We start from the raw sequence: 16338 nt of genomic DNA, 5'->3' as shown, positions 1-16338 counted from the left end.
TTAGGAAAAGGAGAGGGCAGAGATGACAGCAGGGCAAGCAATCGCTACAAGAGACTTAACCTTGTCATATGGAGACACCATTATTATTAATGAACTGGACCTGGAAATACCTAAAGGGGAAATCACTGTATTTATTGGTGGAAATGGCTGCGGGAAATCGACATTGCTAAGGTCTATTGCCAGGCTTCTAAAGCCGAAATCTGGTGCTGTCTTATTGGAAGGTGAGGCTATAGCCAAACTTTCCACGAAAGATGTTGCCAGAAAGATGGCGATTCTGCCCCAATCTCCTTCGGCTCCGGAAGGACTCACAGTGCTGCAGCTTGTCAAACAGGGAAGATACCCTTATCAAACCTGGCTAAAGCAATGGTCTACTGAAGACGAATTAAAAGTCAGAAATGCTTTAAAGGCAACAGGAATGGAAGAACTGAAAGACCGTACAGTGGATTCCCTGTCCGGAGGGCAGCGTCAGAGGGCCTGGATTGCCATGACTCTCGCACAGGATACAGATACCATTCTGCTGGATGAGCCAACAACCTATTTGGATATGACACATCAAATTGAAATTCTTGATTTATTATTCGAGCTGAATGAAAAGGAAAAGCGAACAATCGTCATGGTGCTTCATGACCTGAATTTGGCCTGCCGCTATGCTCATAATATTGTGGCGATAAAAAATCAAAAGGTTTTTGCTCAGGGCAAGCCGGAACATGTCATTAACTGCGGATTAGTTAAAAATGTATTTGGCATGGAATGCGAAGTGACGATGGACCCGTTATTCGGCACACCGCTTTGCATCCCTTATGGAAAAGGGCGATGTATTTTGAAGGGCAAGGGCTTTAAGGATGATTAAATTAACAGGAGAGCAGGCGGAAGCGCTCGGGCAGTTCAGACTTGCACGGGATTCAGGGAAAAGCTCACCTTTAACCATTAAAGTGGAAAATTTGCTGGACACAAGTCAAACGGGTGCATATCTGGATAAAGTGAAAAACCATTTAGGAGCACCTGATAACAAAACGGCAGCTTCTATTTTAATTAAGAGGTATGCCTTTCTGCCTGTCATTTACTTGTATTGCATGACGTCCTGGAACGTAAAATTGGATATCAGGCATGAAAATGTAACATTTGTCAGTCAGGAAAGAGAGGGGCTGTGGCTTCCGGGCTTTCGCTTTACCCGCCTTCAGGGCCAGAGTGCTGATACGGATAGGGAACAATGGAGAGAGGATGCTGTGCGCACTCTTTTTAATGGCCATATCTTTCCGCTGATCAATAGAATAGCCAGCGAAGCAAAAATCTCAAAATTAATTCTTTGGGAGAATATTGCGATTTATCTGTTCTGGCTTTACGAAAAGATTTTACCATTGGAAACACATTCGGTAAGGGCAGCTGAAGATTATAGGTTTATCCTGGAGGAAGCTTCAGGCAATTTATTCGGCTGTGAATATACCAATCCCTTAAAGAAATTTGACAGCAGGAAAATGGTGATTGAAAACACCGGCACAGCAGTAAGGCACAGGAAAACATGCTGCTATTCCTACTTGACCAGCAGCGGTAAACGATGCGGGACTTGTCCACATTCCTGCAGCAGTAAAAGGAGGAATCCTGATGAATGATCATTTGAAGGAACAGCTGGATGGCCTGCTTGAAAAATATACCGAACTCCTAATCGGCGAGGCCTCTCCGGAGTTAAAAGAAAAGGTTGAAGCTTGGGCACTTTACTCTTTTATTGCGAAATCCATGCCTCCTTTAGCCAAGCACTGGAATGATACATATCCTGATGCAAAAGAGGAAATGAAAACTCTGATAGCTGAAATAAAAAAACTGAATGAAGAGATGAGAAGCAAAAAAAAGTAAAGACATTTTGTATTTAAATAAACCGCTGCCATCAAAAGCAGCGGTTTTGTTTTTTAGGATTTTGTTATGTCGCTTTTCCTATTGCATCTGGCCATTGCCATAAGGCAATTGACTGGTATAGCCCTGAAACTGCTGATAGGACTGCTGAAGCTTCTGCTGATCTGCAGCTTCAACTTTGTACCAGCCTTTTCTGAACATGAGGTTAAAAAGTTCCCTCTGCTGGTTTTGTGTTTCATTGAATGCTGCAAGAATATCCTGATATAGACTCTGATGGCTTGCTTCATTTAAGGCCACCGAATAGGCATCTGTCATATACTTTTCAGTAGACAGAAGATCATTTGTAAAATCCCGCTCATTCATTTGCGGTGTTTTATTTACCGGGGTTTCGGGATTTTGAATCGTGTTTGGGTTTTGATTCTGGTTCATTTTCAAGGCCCCCTCCTATTGCATTCCCATAAAATTTTGCTGGCTTTGCTGATTTAAATGAACAAGCAGCTGCTCGTAGTGGCGCTGATGCATTTGTCCGCATTGCTCGAAATGTGTTTTTAGCTCCTGGTCCTGGCATTGCTGCGCGTAAAAATGTGCTTTTTTACAGGCAAGAAGGTTCCAGGAAAGCATATCTGTTAAGTAAAGGGCATCTTTAGTGGAAATGACAGCAGGAGGCTGCTGCATAATGCCCTGCTGATTCTGCATGTTCATATTTTGCTGCTGCATAATTTGTCCCTCCAATTCTAATAGCGCTAAAAATTGTTTTCGAAGATATCTTGCCTCTGAAAAGTGTTTGCTATTCTGCTGAAGATGATTTACCTATATGCATAATGCAAACTATAAATAGACCGGAGGCAGCAAACGGCTCATCGCTTATATTGATTATTTTGGCTATTTCTTTTCTTAGGTCCTTCCCTTTCAACGGTAGGACCAGCATCTCCCTGGACGCTTGCAGCACTGACTCCTGCCTTAGAAGGATCTTTTTTCATTTTTCCCATTTCTTTCACCTCCGTCACGAACTAAGAATGTTTCCTTTTTAGAGTGTCCAAAACACTTATCACAAATTGCACAAAAAAATTACAGCTGGACACCACTAAATTTCAAAACATTTTTAAATTTCCGCTTAAAATCGTTGCGTAAATTTTGCAAATATTTTATAGTTATAATTAACAGAACTCATTCAGAAGAGATGCATATTTTTTTTGAAAATAAAATGAATGAGTATTCATTCAAAAAAGCAAAAGGGGGAAATAAAGTTGATCCAACAAATAAAAAAGGCGGCAGTATTAGGCTCCGGAGTCATGGGTTCGGGGATCGCAGCCCATCTGGCCAATATCGGAATTCCAACACTGCTACTGGATATCGCGCCTCGCGAATTAACGGATGCCGAAAAGGCAAAAGGGCTTACTCTTGAAAATAAAGCAGTCCGCAATCGAATCAGTGAAGGAAACCGCCAAAAGCTGTTAAAGCAAAAGCCTGCTCCATTAACTTCCAAAAAAAATATAGCTTTGATTGAAGCAGGAAACTTTGAAGATGACATGGAGCGTCTGAAAGATGTCGATTGGATTATTGAAGTTGTTGTGGAAAACCTCAGCATAAAGAAGCAGATTTTTGAAAAAGTAGACCAGCACCGTAAGCCAGGGAGCATTGTCAGTTCCAATACGTCAGGGATATCTGTTGAAGCAATGTCAGAAGGGCGCTCGGAAGATTTTCAAAAACACTTCCTTGGAACACATTTCTTTAATCCTCCCCGCTACTTAAAGCTTCTTGAAGTCATACCTGCTAAAAAAACTTCTTCTGAAGTGCTGTCATTTATGAAGCAATTTGGCGAAGATGTACTGGGAAAAGGAGTAGTTGAAGCAAAAGATACACCGAACTTTATCGCCAACCGGATCGGCACGTATGGCCTGCTGGTTACAGTGCAGGAAATGCTCAAGGGCGGATACAGTGTCGGAGAAGTAGACTCCATAACAGGGCCGCTGATTGGCCGGCCGAAAAGTGCTACCTTCAGAACACTTGATGTAGTAGGGCTTGATACATTTATACACGTGGCAAACAATGTTTATGACCAGGTGGTCGGTAAAGAAAAGGAAGTTTTTGAAGTTCCGGACTTCATGAGAGTGATGCAGGAAAAAGGCTGGCTCGGAAGCAAAACAGGGCAAGGATTTTTCCTGAAAAAGGGCAAAGAGATTCTGGAGCTGAATCCGGAAACTTTGGAATATGGCCCGCGCCAAAAGCTTAAGACAGCTTCGACTGAACTGGCCAAACAAGAAAAAGGCACTGCGGGAAAATTGAAAGCGCTTGTATACTCAGATGATCGCTCTGGCCAATTATTATGGAACATTCTCAGTCCGGCCCTTCTCTATTCAGCACAGCTTCATGGCGAAATAGCTGATGATGTGACAGCGATAGACCGTGCGATGAAATGGGGCTTTGGCTGGGAACTGGGCCCATTTGAAACTTGGGATGCCATTGGAGTAGAGAAATCGGTTCGAAAAATGGAGGAAGCAGGCGAAGAAGTGCCGGCATGGGTAAAAGAGATGCTGGAAAAAGGCTTTAATTCCTTCTACAAAGAAGAAGAGGGCCAGAAGTATTTTTATCATAATGGCGAGTACAGATTAATCGAGGAAAACCCTAAAGTAATTAATTTAAAACAGCTTAAGAAGCAAAAAGGTGTTATTAAAAAGAATACCGGTGCAAGCCTTGTTGATATAGGCGATGGGGTTGCATTGCTGGAGTTCCATTCGCAAAGCAATGCCATTGGATTGGATATTATCCAGATGATCAACTTCGCGGTAGATGAAGTGGAGCAGAACTACAAAGGTCTTGTAATCGGGAATCAGGGCAAGAACTTCTGTGTAGGTGCCAACCTTGGGATGATTCTCATGGAAGCGCAGGATGACAATATTTATGAACTGGATATGGTAGTCCGCCACTTCCAGAATGCCATGTTGAAAATTAAGTACAGCTCGAAGCCGGTTGTTGCCGCTCCGTTTGGCATGACGCTTGGCGGCGGGGCTGAGGTATGTCTGCCTGCTGCTCATATTCAGGCATCAAGTGAAACATATATGGGACTTGTTGAAGTGGGTGTCGGCCTGATCCCGGGAGGAAGCGGAAACAAGGAGCTCTATTTGAAGCATCTTGAAAGCATGCCAAATGGTGTGGAATTTGACCTTCAAAAGGTTGCGAATAAAGTGTTTGAATCAATTGCTATGGCAAAGGTTTCAACATCCGGCGAGGAAGCAAGAGACAATAACTTCCTGAACCTGGCAGATGGCATCAGTGTGAATGGGGACCATCTCCTTTATGATGCAAAGCAGGCTGTCCTTGCACTGCATGAGAAAGGCTATAAGCCTCCTGTCCGCAAAAAGGTGCCTGTTGTCGGTGAAACAGGTTATGCAACCCTCCTGCTTGGAGCACAGGCAATGCTATACTCCGGCTATATCTCAGAGCATGATTTGAAAATAGCCAAAAAGCTTGCCTATGTAATTGCAGGCGGAAAAGTGCCATACGGTACAGAAGTTGATGAACAATATTTGCTTGACTTGGAGCGCGAAGCATTCCTTAGCCTTGTAGCGGAACCAAAATCACAGCAGCGCATGCAGCACATGCTTTTAAAAGGGAAACCATTGCGCAATTAAAGTAATAGATTGGGATATTAATAGAAAGAGAGGGAACATGATGAGAGAAGCGGTTATAGTTGCGGGTGCCAGGACACCGGTCGGAAAAGCAAAAAAAGGTACGCTTGCAAATGTCAGGCCGGATGACTTAGGAGCGCTCGCAGTAAAGGAAACCCTAAAGCGTGCAGGTAATTATGAAGGAAAAATCGATGATTTAATTATCGGATGTTCCATGCCTGAAGCAGAACAGGGGCTGAACATGGCCAGGAATATCGGAGCCCTTGCCGGACTTTCACATGAAGTGCCGGGGATAACGATCAATCGCTATTGTTCTTCAGGCCTGCAGGCTATTGCCTATGCAGCTGAAAAAATCATGATTGGCCATGCAGATACAATTATTGCCGGCGGAGCAGAATCTATGAGCCTGGTGCCAATGATGGGGCATGTAGTCCGCCCGAACGCCAAACTGGCGGAAACAGCTCCTCAATACTATATGGGTATGGGACATACAGCTGAAGAGGTTGCAAAGAAGTATGGCATTACACGTGAAGACCAGGATGCATTTGCTGTCAGAAGTCATCAGAAGGCAGCGAAAGCAATCCAGGAAGGCAAATTTGCAGATGAAATTGTACCTGTAGACGTAACGTTCAGATCTATTGGAAAAGACAATAAGCTGATGGAAAAAACAATCCAATTCAGTCAGGATGAAGGGGTCCGTGCAGATTCCACAATTGAATCACTTGGGAAACTGCGTCCCGCATTCTCGGTAACCGGCAGTGTCACAGCCGGAAATTCGTCTCAGACAAGTGACGGAGCAGCAGCAGTAATGGTTATGGACCGGGAAAAGGCAGAATCATCCGGATTGAAGCCAATGGCTAAATTCAGAAGCTTTGCCGTAGGCGGTGTTCCTCCTGAGATCATGGGCGTCGGTCCGGTTGTGGCCATTCCTAAAGCATTAAAGCTTGCAGGACTGGAGCTTTCGGATATCGGTTTATTTGAATTGAATGAAGCTTTTGCATCCCAATCCATTCAAATTATCCGTGAGCTGGGGTTGGATGAAGAGAAAGTAAATGTTAACGGAGGCGCAATTGCATTAGGGCACCCGCTGGGCTGTTCCGGCGCCAAGCTCACTTTGTCTCTAATTCATGAAATGAAACGCCGCAATCAGCAATTCGGAGTAGTAACAATGTGCATCGGAGGCGGAATGGGTGCAGCCGGAGTATTTGAACTTTTATAAGATGAATCGAAATTTGGAGAGAAGCCACAGGCTTTTCTCCGCAAAAACAGAATGGAGGAAAGTAAATGTCAAATCAAACTGAAAATCTTATCAAAGGCGGAAGCTTTTTAATCGAAGATGTTTCCTATGACCGGATTTTTACACCTGAGGATTATACAGATGAGCAGGTTATGATTGCTAAGACGACTGAAGATTATGTAGTGAATGAAGTTGTACCGCAAATTGAACATCTTGAAAACCATGAATTTGACCGTTCTGTAAAACTATTGAAGCAAGCTGGAGACCTTGGCCTATTAGGCGCAGATGTGCCAGAGGAATACGGCGGACTTGCATTAGATAAAGTAAGCTCAGCACTTATTGCAGAGAAAATGGCCCGTGCAGGCGGCTTTTCCATCTCTCACGGCGCCCATGTCGGCATTGGCTCTCTTCCGATTGTTCTATTCGGAAATGAAGAGCAAAAGCAAAAATACCTTCCTGAACTTGCTGCAGGTGAAAAACTTGCCGCTTATGCATTGACAGAGCCAAGCTCAGGTTCTGACGCTCTTGGAGCAAAAACAACCGCCAAGCTGAATGCTGAGGGCACACACTATGTATTAAACGGTGAAAAGCAATGGATAACAAATGCAGGCTTCGCAGATGTGTTCGTAGTATATGCAAAAATTGACGGCGAACACTTTTCTGCATTCATCGTTGAAAGAGAATTCCCAGGTGTATCTGTAGGGGCAGAAGAAAAGAAAATGGGAATCAAGAGCTCTTCTACCCGTACGTTAATTCTTGAAGACGCCAAGGTGCCAAAGGAAAACCTGCTGGGTGAATTCGGCAAGGGCCATGTGATTGCTTTTAATATCTTAAATATTGGCCGCTATAAGTTAGGTGTAGGAGCAGTTGGCGGAGCGAAGCGTGCATTCGAACTGGCGGTTCAGTATGCGAACCAGCGCCAGCAGTTTAAGTCACCTATCTCTCAATTTAATTTGACTAAAGAAAAACTGGGAACAATGGCTTCAAAGATTTATGCAGCGGAAAGTGCAGTGTATCGTACAGTAGGTTTGTTCGAGGACCGTATGAGCAAGCTTACAGATGAAGAAATAAAAGATGGCAAGGAAGTTGCAAAGTCAATTGCTGAATATGCCATTGAGTGCTCCATGAATAAATTCTTTAATACGGAAGTCCTCGACTACGTAGTAGATGAAGGTGTTCAGATCCACGGAGGCTATGGTTTCATGGCTGAATATGAGATTGAAAGAGCTTATCGTGATTCACGCATTAACCGAATTTTCGAAGGAACAAACGAAATCAACCGTCTATTAGTGCCAGGCACGTATCTCCGCAAAGCACTAAAGGGAGAACTCCCGTTATTCCAGAAAGCCCAGGCGCTGCAGGAAGAGCTCATGATGATGATGCCTGAAGAGCCTGGCGACGAGCCGCTTGCACAGGAAAAATATCTGGTTAAGAACGCGAAGAAGATCGGACTGCTTGCTGCTGGTCTGGCAGCACAAAAGTATGGAAAGGCTCTTGATAAAGAACAGGAAGTACTTGTAAACATTGCGGATATTATTTCGAATGCTTATGCAATGGAATCTGTTGTTCTTCGCACTGAAAAGGCCATTGAAAAAGCTGGCCTTGAAAAGAGCAAACAAAAGCTCCTGTACACTCAAATCTTCTGCCAGGAGGCATTTAACGAAATCGAGCAGGATGCAAAGGAAACACTTGTGGCAGTTGAAAACGGCGATGCACTGCGCATGATGATGTCAGCATTGCGCAAATTCACACGACACACGCCAGTCAACGTCATTACAAAGAAGCGTGAAGCATCGGAAAAACTGATCGACGCGGAACGTTTTACCGTTTAATCTGACTTAGCTCCCTTCCGATGGAGGGGGCTTTATTATTGTAAAAATAACCATTCAAAAACTTTTTCAGGCTTGCAGGAACAAATAGAAAAATGTCGAATATTAAATTGGTGATCAATGTTATGCTTTGTCATCCTTTTATGTTACTATTCAATTAAAAGGCAGCAATTTTGGATAAGCCTGAATTTGCTAAAATGGGTGGTGAAAAAATGGCGTTGACTTTTTATTGGTATCCTAAATGCGGGACATGCCGTAAGGCCAAGAAATGGCTTGACGAAGATAATCTGTCCTATGAAGAAATACATATAACAGACAATCCGCCTTCTCGAAGCGAACTTGAAGCGCTTTATAAAAACAGCGGTTTGGAACTAAAGAAGTTCTTTAATACGAGTGGCCAAAAATATCGGGAGCTCGGCTTGAAGGACAAAGTAAAAGCCTCTTCAGATGAAGAACTGCTCGATATTCTGGCAACAGACGGCATGCTGATCAAGCGTCCGCTGCTGACAGATGGAGATAAAGTAACAGTGGGCTTCAAAGAAGAGGAATATGAAAAGAAATGGTTTTCCTAATAGCTGGAAGCCATCATTAACTATGAGATCGATTTACTGATCATAAATTGAAATATTAATATGGAGGGATACATAATGAGCACACCAAAAGAATTACGTTATTCAGAAGAGCATGAGTGGGTAAAAACAGAAGATGGGAAAGTCCGCATTGGGATTACGCATTTCGCGCAATCAGAACTTGGTGACATTGTATTCGTTGAGCTTCCTGAAGTTGGCGATGAGCTAAGTGCAAACGAACCATTCGGAAGCGTAGAATCTGTAAAAACAGTTTCTGAACTTTATGCGCCTCTAAGCGGTAAAGTGGTTGAAGTAAATGAAGACCTTAACGACAACCCTGAGTTCGTAAACGAGTCTCCATATGAAAAAGCATGGATGGTTGTGGTGGAACCTTCAGATTTAAGCGAGGTAGAAAGCTTGATGACTGCTGAGCAATATGAAGAAATGACAAACGAAGATTAATTAGAGAGCCGGTTCACTTCCGAACCGGTTTTTCGTTTTTTTAGGGTATATCATGTCCAGCTGCTTCAGCAATTTTGTTCTTACCTTTAATTGCTATTTTTCTTTTACAGAGACGGGGCAAAACTATAGGTACCCAAATGCATGAAAGGAATGATTACCCATGACATTGAAGCAGCAGAAAATCGATATAACTGACCGGGTTGTCGGCAAACTTAACAATAATGGGATAGATCTTTATCTTGAAAACGAAAAAATTGGCCAAATCAGCCTTCCGGAAGGCTCTTCTTTCAACTTGTCCCATCATTTTGAAACCGAACACCAAAAAATATATCAGAATGTCTCTGTTCCGGATAAAGCGCAAGCGCGCTACACAGACTGTGACGAAGGCGGCTGGTGCTGACTACTGTAAACAGCGGAATGATTTCCGCTGTTTATTTAATAGGCTAAAGCAATATGACCGGGCATACAATGAAATAGGCCGTTTAAAGAACACGTAATAATATTTTTCTTCAAAAACATTTCCTTTTCAAAACTGGCCAAGGAATATACAAAATCAGCGCAGTCCTAACCTCCAAAATGGGCAGGAGATTCACACCATAACCGAGAATAATGAATATATTAAGATAAAAACCAATGCAATACGGGTTTTAACATTAATGCAACAGTTTCAAAATAACTCCTTTCAGGTGATGACGATGAACGATGGAATTCCGGAAAAAGTGATTATTGTCGAGGGAAAGTCAGATAAAACAAAGGTTAAAATCATTATAAGAGAGCCCGTTGAGATTATCTGCACAAATGGAACAATAAGCATTACCAAACTGGATGAATTAATTGACACATTGTTTGATAAGGATGTATATATATTGGTGGATGCCGATTCAGCAGGTGAAAAGCTGAGAAAACAATTCAAAAGGGAATTTCCAGAGGCAGAGCATCTATACATCGATAGAATGTACAGAGAAGTAGCGACTGCACCTGAACATCATTTGGCAACAGTGCTGCTCGGAGCTAACATTGACGTTTATACACAATATCTGGACAGATAAAGTAAGGATGATAAAATGCAGGAATGGTCACAGCAGGAAATTGAGGAAGCGATTAGCGGACAAGAAACGATTCTTATCTATTTGTATACGCCTATGTGCGGTACCTGCCAAATGGCAGGAAAGATGCTGGCAGTTACAGAACAATTGCTGCCAGGTCAAAAAATGGGGAAAGCGGACTTAAATTATATGCCGCAATTGGCTGAAAAATGGGGAGTGGAAAGCGTACCCTGTCTCCTCATCTTCAGAAAAGGAACTTTACACGAAAAATTATATGCTTTCCGATCCGTACCCTATTTATTGGATAAAATCAGAAGCGTCGATTAGAAGAAACCAGGAGCAAAGCAGCCTGGTTTTTTACATGTTTTAAAAAAGCCTTTTCACTATTCAAAATATATTTACAAACCCATTCCGAAAGAGTATGATACTTAGGGAATCGAAATAAAAAATCATACAGTGCAGGAAGGGATCCGCATGGCATTTTACAGGGAGTGGGCTGGTCAATTTAAAGGTTATAACCGCAACATAAAATTGGCTTTTATGGCGAATATCCTTACACAAATTGGTTTTGGGATATTCATGGTAATTTATAATTTCTACATAAGGGAGCTCGGCTACTCAGAAAGTGTTAATGGACAAATCATATCCATGACTGCTCTTGCGACAGCAATGATTCTTGTGCCGGCAGGGATCGCCAGCGACCGAATTGGCAGAAAACAAGCGATGATGTTTGGTGCAGTTGCAACAGGTGCAGTTATGCTCTTCAGAAGTATAGTTGAAATGCAGGAGCTCCTGATTTTATTTGCATTTTTAACCGGGCTGACAACAGCCTTTCTTCAGGTATCCGGCATACCGTGGCTGGCTGAAAATTCAAAGGCTGATCAAAGGGTTCATTTATTCAGTATCCATTTTGCTATAATGACGGGTGCAAATGTGATCGGGAACTTAAGCGGGGGCATCTTAACGGATGTATTTTCTTTGTTTACGGATCAGCTCACCAGCATACGCATCACCCTTCTGATTGCAAGTGTGTTTTTTATAGCCGGCTTATTTCCAATTTTGCGTTTCGCAGAGGTTTCGAAAGACCGAAAAGGTGCAAAGGGCATAAAAGGCTGGTCATTCAAAAATCTCTCTGTTAAAAATGACGGTGTTAAAATTATCGCGATGTTTGCTTTTGCTCAGCTGATGATTGGAATTGGTGCAGGACTAGTTATTCCCTATCTGAATCTATACTTCGCAGACCGCTTTGAAGCCTCCAATTCAGCTATTGGCATGATTATTTCATTAGGGCAGGCTGCCACGGCCTTTGCCATGATTATCGGACCGGTTGTGGTAAGAAAGGTGGGGGAGGTTAAAGCCGTTGTGATCCTGCAGCTCATGTCACTTCCTTTCCTGCTTTTAACCGCTTATACTGAAAACCTTTGGCTGGCTGCCATTGGATTTTTATTCCGGCAGGCGTTGATGAATGCGGGAAATCCTATACAAATGTCATTGATGATGTCAAAGGTAAATGATTCGATGAAAGGACTGGCAAACTCAGTCAATCAGATGGTGTTCAATCTGGGCTGGGCTGTAATGGGCCCGGTTTCAACAGGAATCGTCATGAGATATGGAGATTATTGGGGATATGCACTCGTATTCACCATTACAGCTTCTTTATACCTGATTGGCTCTCTCTACTTTTTCTTTGTTTTCAGAGGCTATAAAAAGACAAAAACTGCAGCAGCCGCTGTGAAAATACTATGATCTGACATATTTCTCGGGAAATGAAAAGGCAATGCCGATAAAACAGGCATTGCCTTTCTGATTTTGTCGAATGAAAAATAAAGGATTAAAGCTCTTTATTGCTGAATATTAAAGTCAATAGACCCCATTAATAGAGGTGAGGCTGTGAGGGATTTACCTGATGTATTTATCCGGGAATTAAAGGCTAAAGGGCATCTTGGATTTTTCTTAAGAAAATCAAATTTCTCTTTGCTTATTAAGGCGGGAAACACATGCATTCCTTTGAAAATTTCAAATGGGGAAATACGGAAGGCAAGCCGTACCAGTCATTTTGATGTGGAAATCTCGGGAACGGAAGAAGCTGTGCTGTCACTGATTACAGGGGAAGTAAAGCTAAGGGATGCCATTTCCCAAAATAAAATAATGATGGAAACTACTTACAGAAAAAAGTTGCTCCTCGAGTCTTTTTTCTGTTTAGGGAAAATTTCACTGTACAATACTTGACCATTTTTTAAATAGTATGATAATATCATTTTAATATTAATTAACTGAATATTCTTATCGAGAGAGGCGGAGGGACTGGCCCAGCGAAGCCCGGCAACCGGTAAAGTACACGGTGCTAAATCCAGCAGAGCAGAATGCTCTGGAAGATAAGAAGAGTCGATGCAGCCCTCTTCTTATGAAGAGGGTTTTTCAGCTTTTCGAAATGAAATACAAACATTTTTATAGAGGAGAGATAGCAATGACGGACAAACAGAAAGATTACCGATTTGAAACTATTGGAGTGCATGGGGGGCTGAAGCCTGACCCTGTAACTGGCGCGAGGGCGGTCCCGATTTATCAGAATAATGCTTATCAATTCAAGAATACAGATCACGCTGCAGATCTCTTTGCCCTGAAAGAGCCGGGATATATTTATAGCAGGATACATAATCCCACTGTCAGTGTATTTGAGGAAAGAGTAGCCCTTCTTGAAGGAGGAGTGGGTGCGCTGGCTCTTGCAAGCGGCCAGTCTGCCATTACACTTGCCATTTTAAATATCGCCGAAGCTGGTGATGAAATTGTTGCTGCATCCAATTTATATGGCGGTACTTATAATTTGTTTGCAGTCACACTTCCTAAGTATGGAATAAAGGTGAAACTGGTCGATCCAAAGGATCCGGAAAATTTCCGGAGCGCCATTACAGATAAAACAAAGGCTGTCTTTGCCGAAACGATTGGAAACCCGAGCCTGAAAATCCTGGATATTGAAAAGGTTGCCGCGATTGCACACGAAAACGGTGTGCCGCTGATTGTCGATAACACTTTTGCTACACCTTATCTTTGCAGGCCTATCGAACATGGTGCTGACATTGTTATACATTCTGCGACTAAATGGCTGCTCGGCAATGGGACAACAATGGGAGGAATTATTGTAGACGGCGGAAAATTTGACTGGAATTCCCCTAAGTTCCCGGGCTTTACAGAGCCGGACCCGAGCTACCATGATATTGTCTATAGCGAAGCAATTGGCGAGGCGGCTTATATTATCAAAGCACGCGTTCAGCTGTTAAGAGACTTAGGGCCTGCGATGAGTGCGCAAAGTGCATTTCAGTTTACTTTAGGCCTTGAAACTCTGCATGTGAGAATGAAGGAGCACGTTGCTAATACGAAAAAGGTAGTGGAATATCTGGAGGCGCATCCAGCCGTTAATTGGGTGCTTTATCCAGGTCATGAAAGCCATCCGGACAAAGAATTGGCAGATAAATATTTGCCTAAAGGAGCAGGCGCTGTGGCTGTATTTGGAATTGCAGGCGGACGAGAGGCTGGAGCCAAGCTGATCAATAACCTGCAGCTATGGGCACACGTGGCTAATGTAGGGGACGCAAAGAGCCTGATTATCCACCCTGCAAGCACCACTCACCAGCAGCTGGATGAGGAAGGTTTAAAAGCTGCCGGAGTGCCGGAGGACCTGATTCGGATTTCAATCGGCATCGAAAATGCAGAAGATTTAATTGAAGACCTGGAACAGGCGATAGAAGCAGCTGCAGGTCTCACATCGCTTGCTGCAAAAGCGTAAAGGAAAATTTACCATTCGCTTTTTTCCGAAAGTTTGAAATTTCATCGTTGACACCTTTTTAATGGCTATGATACGATAGCAAACGTAATTAAAAAACTGCTTAATTCATTTAAAGTATTAATTTAATATAGAACGTTACGCTCTTATCAAGAGAGGTGGAGGGAAGTGCCCTATGAAGCCCGGCAACCGTCAATTAGTTGAAATGGTGCCAATTCACTCAAAGCATTGCTTTGATAGATGAGAGAAAGGACTAAATTTTTTTATGCCTTTCTGCTCATGTGCAGAAAGGCATTTTTGCTTTTGCGCATGAAAGTCTATATGGAGTAAAAAAATAGGGGAATAGAAGCAGTCTATTAATTATTATCTGTATCTTTCGATAAATGAGGTGACTATCACGTTGATTTCTATAAAAGATGTACAGAAGATTTTCTCTTCAAAAAACGGCCAGGTAAAAGCAGTTGATGATGTAAACCTGGAGGTAAAAGAAGGAGAGATTTTCGGTGTTATCGGATATAGCGGTGCAGGTAAAAGTACCTTAATCCGCATGCTTAATGGGCTGGAGCTTCCTACCCATGGCAGTGTTACTGTAGCAGGCAATGAGGTTTCAAAGATAAAGGGAAGCAAGCTAAGAAAAGCGCGTCAGGAAATAAGCATGATCTTCCAGCATTTCAATCTGTTATGGTCGAGAACAGTAAGAGAGAATATTGCATTTCCGCTTGAAATTGCTGGTGTTTCCCGGCAGGAAAGGCTCAAAAGAGTAGATGAGCTCATTAAACTCGTCGGTCTCGAAGGAAGGGAAGATGCCTACCCTTCTCAGCTTAGCGGCGGTCAAAAGCAAAGGGTCGGAATTGCCAGAGCCCTTGCCAACAATCCAAAAGTGCTGCTTTGTGATGAGGCGACATCTGCCCTTGATCCTCAGACAACAGATTCCATTTTGGAGCTGCTTGTAGATATCAATGAGCGGCTGGGCTTAACCATTGTCCTTATTACACATGAAATGCACGTAATCCGTAAAATCTGCCATCGGGTTGCTGTTATGGAAGGCGGCCGAATTGTTGAAATCGGACCTGTATTGGATGTCTTTAAGAATCCAAAAGCTGTGATTACAAAGCGATTTGTTCAGCAGGTGACAGAGCCTGAAGAAACGAAGGAAACGATTGATCATCTGGTCGATTTGTATCCAAAAGGAAAAGTAGTCCAATTAGGATTTGTCGGCGAATCAGCTGAACAGCCATTGATTACAAACCTGATCCGGAATTTCCAGGTAACCGTGAATATCCTTCAAGGAAAGATTTCTCAGACGCAGAATGGCTCTTACGGTACCTTATTCATCCATGTTGATGGAGAAGCAGAGGAAGTTGCAAAAGCCATCGAATTTATTCACTCTCAGCAGGTGGGCGTGGAGGTGATTTCCAATGCTTAACGAATGGTTTCCAAATGTACAATGGGATTCCATGTGGGAAGCTACAATGGAAACTCTATATATGACAGCCATTTCTGTTCTCGCAACCTTTATTTTGGGAGCAGTTCTGGGGCTGCTGCTCTTTTTGACCTCGAAGGGGAATATCTGGGAAAATGCAGCAATCAATAAAATTATTTCTGCTTTCGTCAATATATTCCGTTCGATTCCATTTATTATCCTTATTGTATTACTGATTCCATTTACGAAGTTTTTGCTTGGGACAATGATTGGGGAGGATGCAGCATTGCCTGCATTAATTATTGGTGCTGCCCCGTTTTATGCCCGAATGGTGGAAATCGGCTTGAGGGAAATTGACAAAGGGGTAATTGAAGCGGCCAAGTCAATGGGCGCAAAAACAAGCACGATCATCTGGAAGGTTCTGCTTCCGGAATCAATGCCCGCCCTTGTTTCGGGAATAACCGTGACAGCCATCGCGCTGGTTGGCTACACAGCAATGGCTGGTGTAATCGGT

Annotated in this window: 19 protein-coding genes and 2 riboswitches; of the genes, 16 read left to right on the top strand and 3 right to left on the bottom strand. The window is 42.9% G+C overall.

Annotation, left to right across the window (positions count from 1 at the left end; all coding sequences use genetic code 11):
• The first annotated feature begins 22 nt into the window (after window positions 1-22).
• The 3 genes from BFI01S_RS05960 to BFI01S_RS05950 are packed head-to-tail and all read left to right on the top strand — an operon-like array spanning window position 23 to window position 1851.
• Window positions 23-850 (top strand): ABC transporter ATP-binding protein, encoded by an 828-nt coding sequence (locus BFI01S_RS05960; RefSeq protein WP_061791789.1) that lies wholly within the window; start codon window positions 23-25, stop codon window positions 848-850.
• Window positions 843-1610, top strand: coding sequence for an IucA/IucC family C-terminal-domain containing protein (locus BFI01S_RS05955; protein ID WP_061791788.1), 768 nt, complete (start codon window positions 843-845; stop codon window positions 1608-1610). The genes BFI01S_RS05960 and BFI01S_RS05955 overlap by 8 nt, the downstream gene beginning before the upstream one ends.
• The gene (locus BFI01S_RS05950) at window positions 1603-1851 is read left to right on the top strand and encodes a YusU family protein (RefSeq protein ID WP_061791787.1); all 249 of its coding nucleotides are present in this window, start codon (window positions 1603-1605) and stop codon (window positions 1849-1851) included. The genes BFI01S_RS05955 and BFI01S_RS05950 overlap by 8 nt, the downstream gene beginning before the upstream one ends.
• A gap of 78 nt (window positions 1852-1929) precedes the next feature.
• On the opposite strand, the gene BFI01S_RS05945 is transcribed toward BFI01S_RS05950, so the two are convergent.
• From BFI01S_RS05945 to BFI01S_RS22305, 3 genes are all read right to left on the bottom strand, one after another.
• A complete protein-coding gene (locus BFI01S_RS05945; RefSeq protein ID WP_061791786.1) occupies window positions 1930-2277 on the bottom strand; it encodes a spore coat protein in 348 nt (115 codons plus the stop codon).
• 15 nt (window positions 2278-2292) lie between these two features.
• The gene (locus tag BFI01S_RS05940; protein ID WP_035329342.1) at window positions 2293-2565 is read right to left on the bottom strand and encodes a hypothetical protein; all 273 of its coding nucleotides are present in this window, start codon (window positions 2563-2565) and stop codon (window positions 2293-2295) included.
• Window positions 2566-2705: 140 nt separating this feature from the next.
• On the bottom strand, window positions 2706-2837 hold the full coding sequence (locus BFI01S_RS22305; RefSeq protein ID WP_076258846.1) for a YuzL family protein: 132 nt from the start codon (window positions 2835-2837) through the stop codon (window positions 2706-2708).
• Between the two features lie 261 nt (window positions 2838-3098).
• Here BFI01S_RS22305 and BFI01S_RS05935 point away from each other — a divergent pair, with 261 nt between their 5' ends.
• The 13 genes from BFI01S_RS05935 to BFI01S_RS05875 all read left to right on the top strand — a co-directional run.
• Window positions 3099-5480, top strand: coding sequence for a 3-hydroxyacyl-CoA dehydrogenase/enoyl-CoA hydratase family protein (locus tag BFI01S_RS05935; RefSeq protein ID WP_061791832.1), 2382 nt, complete (start codon window positions 3099-3101; stop codon window positions 5478-5480).
• Between the two features lie 40 nt (window positions 5481-5520).
• On the top strand, window positions 5521-6696 hold the full coding sequence (locus tag BFI01S_RS05930) for an acetyl-CoA C-acetyltransferase (protein WP_061791785.1): 1176 nt from the start codon (window positions 5521-5523) through the stop codon (window positions 6694-6696).
• Window positions 6697-6761: 65 nt separating this feature from the next.
• Complete coding sequence (locus BFI01S_RS05925; protein ID WP_061791784.1) at window positions 6762-8546, top strand: acyl-CoA dehydrogenase FadE; 1785 nt, start codon at window positions 6762-6764, stop codon at window positions 8544-8546.
• 209 nt (window positions 8547-8755) lie between these two features.
• Window positions 8756-9115 carry an arsenate reductase family protein gene (locus BFI01S_RS05920; RefSeq protein ID WP_061791831.1) on the top strand — a complete coding sequence of 120 codons (360 nt, stop codon included), beginning with the start codon at window positions 8756-8758 and terminating at the stop codon, window positions 9113-9115.
• A gap of 75 nt (window positions 9116-9190) precedes the next feature.
• Window positions 9191-9574 (top strand): glycine cleavage system protein GcvH, encoded by a 384-nt coding sequence (gcvH, locus tag BFI01S_RS05915; RefSeq protein WP_009331744.1) that lies wholly within the window; start codon window positions 9191-9193, stop codon window positions 9572-9574.
• A 160-nt stretch (window positions 9575-9734) separates the two neighbouring features.
• Complete coding sequence (locus tag BFI01S_RS05910) at window positions 9735-9974, top strand: YusG family protein (protein WP_048008459.1); 240 nt, start codon at window positions 9735-9737, stop codon at window positions 9972-9974.
• Window positions 9975-10269: 295 nt separating this feature from the next.
• Window positions 10270-10623, top strand: coding sequence for a toprim domain-containing protein (locus BFI01S_RS05905; protein ID WP_061791783.1), 354 nt, complete (start codon window positions 10270-10272; stop codon window positions 10621-10623).
• A 15-nt stretch (window positions 10624-10638) separates the two neighbouring features.
• Window positions 10639-10947, top strand: coding sequence for a thioredoxin family protein (locus BFI01S_RS05900; RefSeq protein WP_061791782.1), 309 nt, complete (start codon window positions 10639-10641; stop codon window positions 10945-10947).
• A 147-nt stretch (window positions 10948-11094) separates the two neighbouring features.
• Window positions 11095-12366, top strand: a complete 1272-nt coding sequence (locus BFI01S_RS05895; protein ID WP_061791781.1) for an MFS transporter — start codon at window positions 11095-11097, stop codon at window positions 12364-12366.
• A gap of 144 nt (window positions 12367-12510) precedes the next feature.
• On the top strand, window positions 12511-12849 hold the full coding sequence (locus BFI01S_RS05890; protein WP_061791780.1) for an SCP2 sterol-binding domain-containing protein: 339 nt from the start codon (window positions 12511-12513) through the stop codon (window positions 12847-12849).
• A gap of 51 nt (window positions 12850-12900) precedes the next feature.
• Window positions 12901-13002, top strand: a riboswitch (SAM riboswitch).
• 85 nt (window positions 13003-13087) lie between these two features.
• Window positions 13088-14404, top strand: a complete 1317-nt coding sequence (locus BFI01S_RS05885; RefSeq protein ID WP_061791779.1) for an O-acetylhomoserine aminocarboxypropyltransferase/cysteine synthase family protein — start codon at window positions 13088-13090, stop codon at window positions 14402-14404.
• Window positions 14405-14544: 140 nt separating this feature from the next.
• Window positions 14545-14648: riboswitch (SAM riboswitch) on the top strand.
• A gap of 153 nt (window positions 14649-14801) precedes the next feature.
• Window positions 14802-15827, top strand: a complete 1026-nt coding sequence (locus BFI01S_RS05880; RefSeq protein ID WP_061791778.1) for a methionine ABC transporter ATP-binding protein — start codon at window positions 14802-14804, stop codon at window positions 15825-15827.
• Window positions 15820-16338 (top strand): methionine ABC transporter permease (locus tag BFI01S_RS05875; protein WP_061791777.1); only part of this gene is annotated, 519 nt, incomplete at its 3' end. The genes BFI01S_RS05880 and BFI01S_RS05875, both read left to right, overlap by 8 nt.

This window comes from Cytobacillus firmus NBRC 15306 (genome assembly GCF_001591465.1).
In the GTDB taxonomy this organism is placed as follows: domain Bacteria; phylum Bacillota; class Bacilli; order Bacillales; family Cytobacillaceae; genus Cytobacillus; species Cytobacillus firmus.
This window is presented reverse-complemented; position numbering and strand designations above follow the sequence as displayed.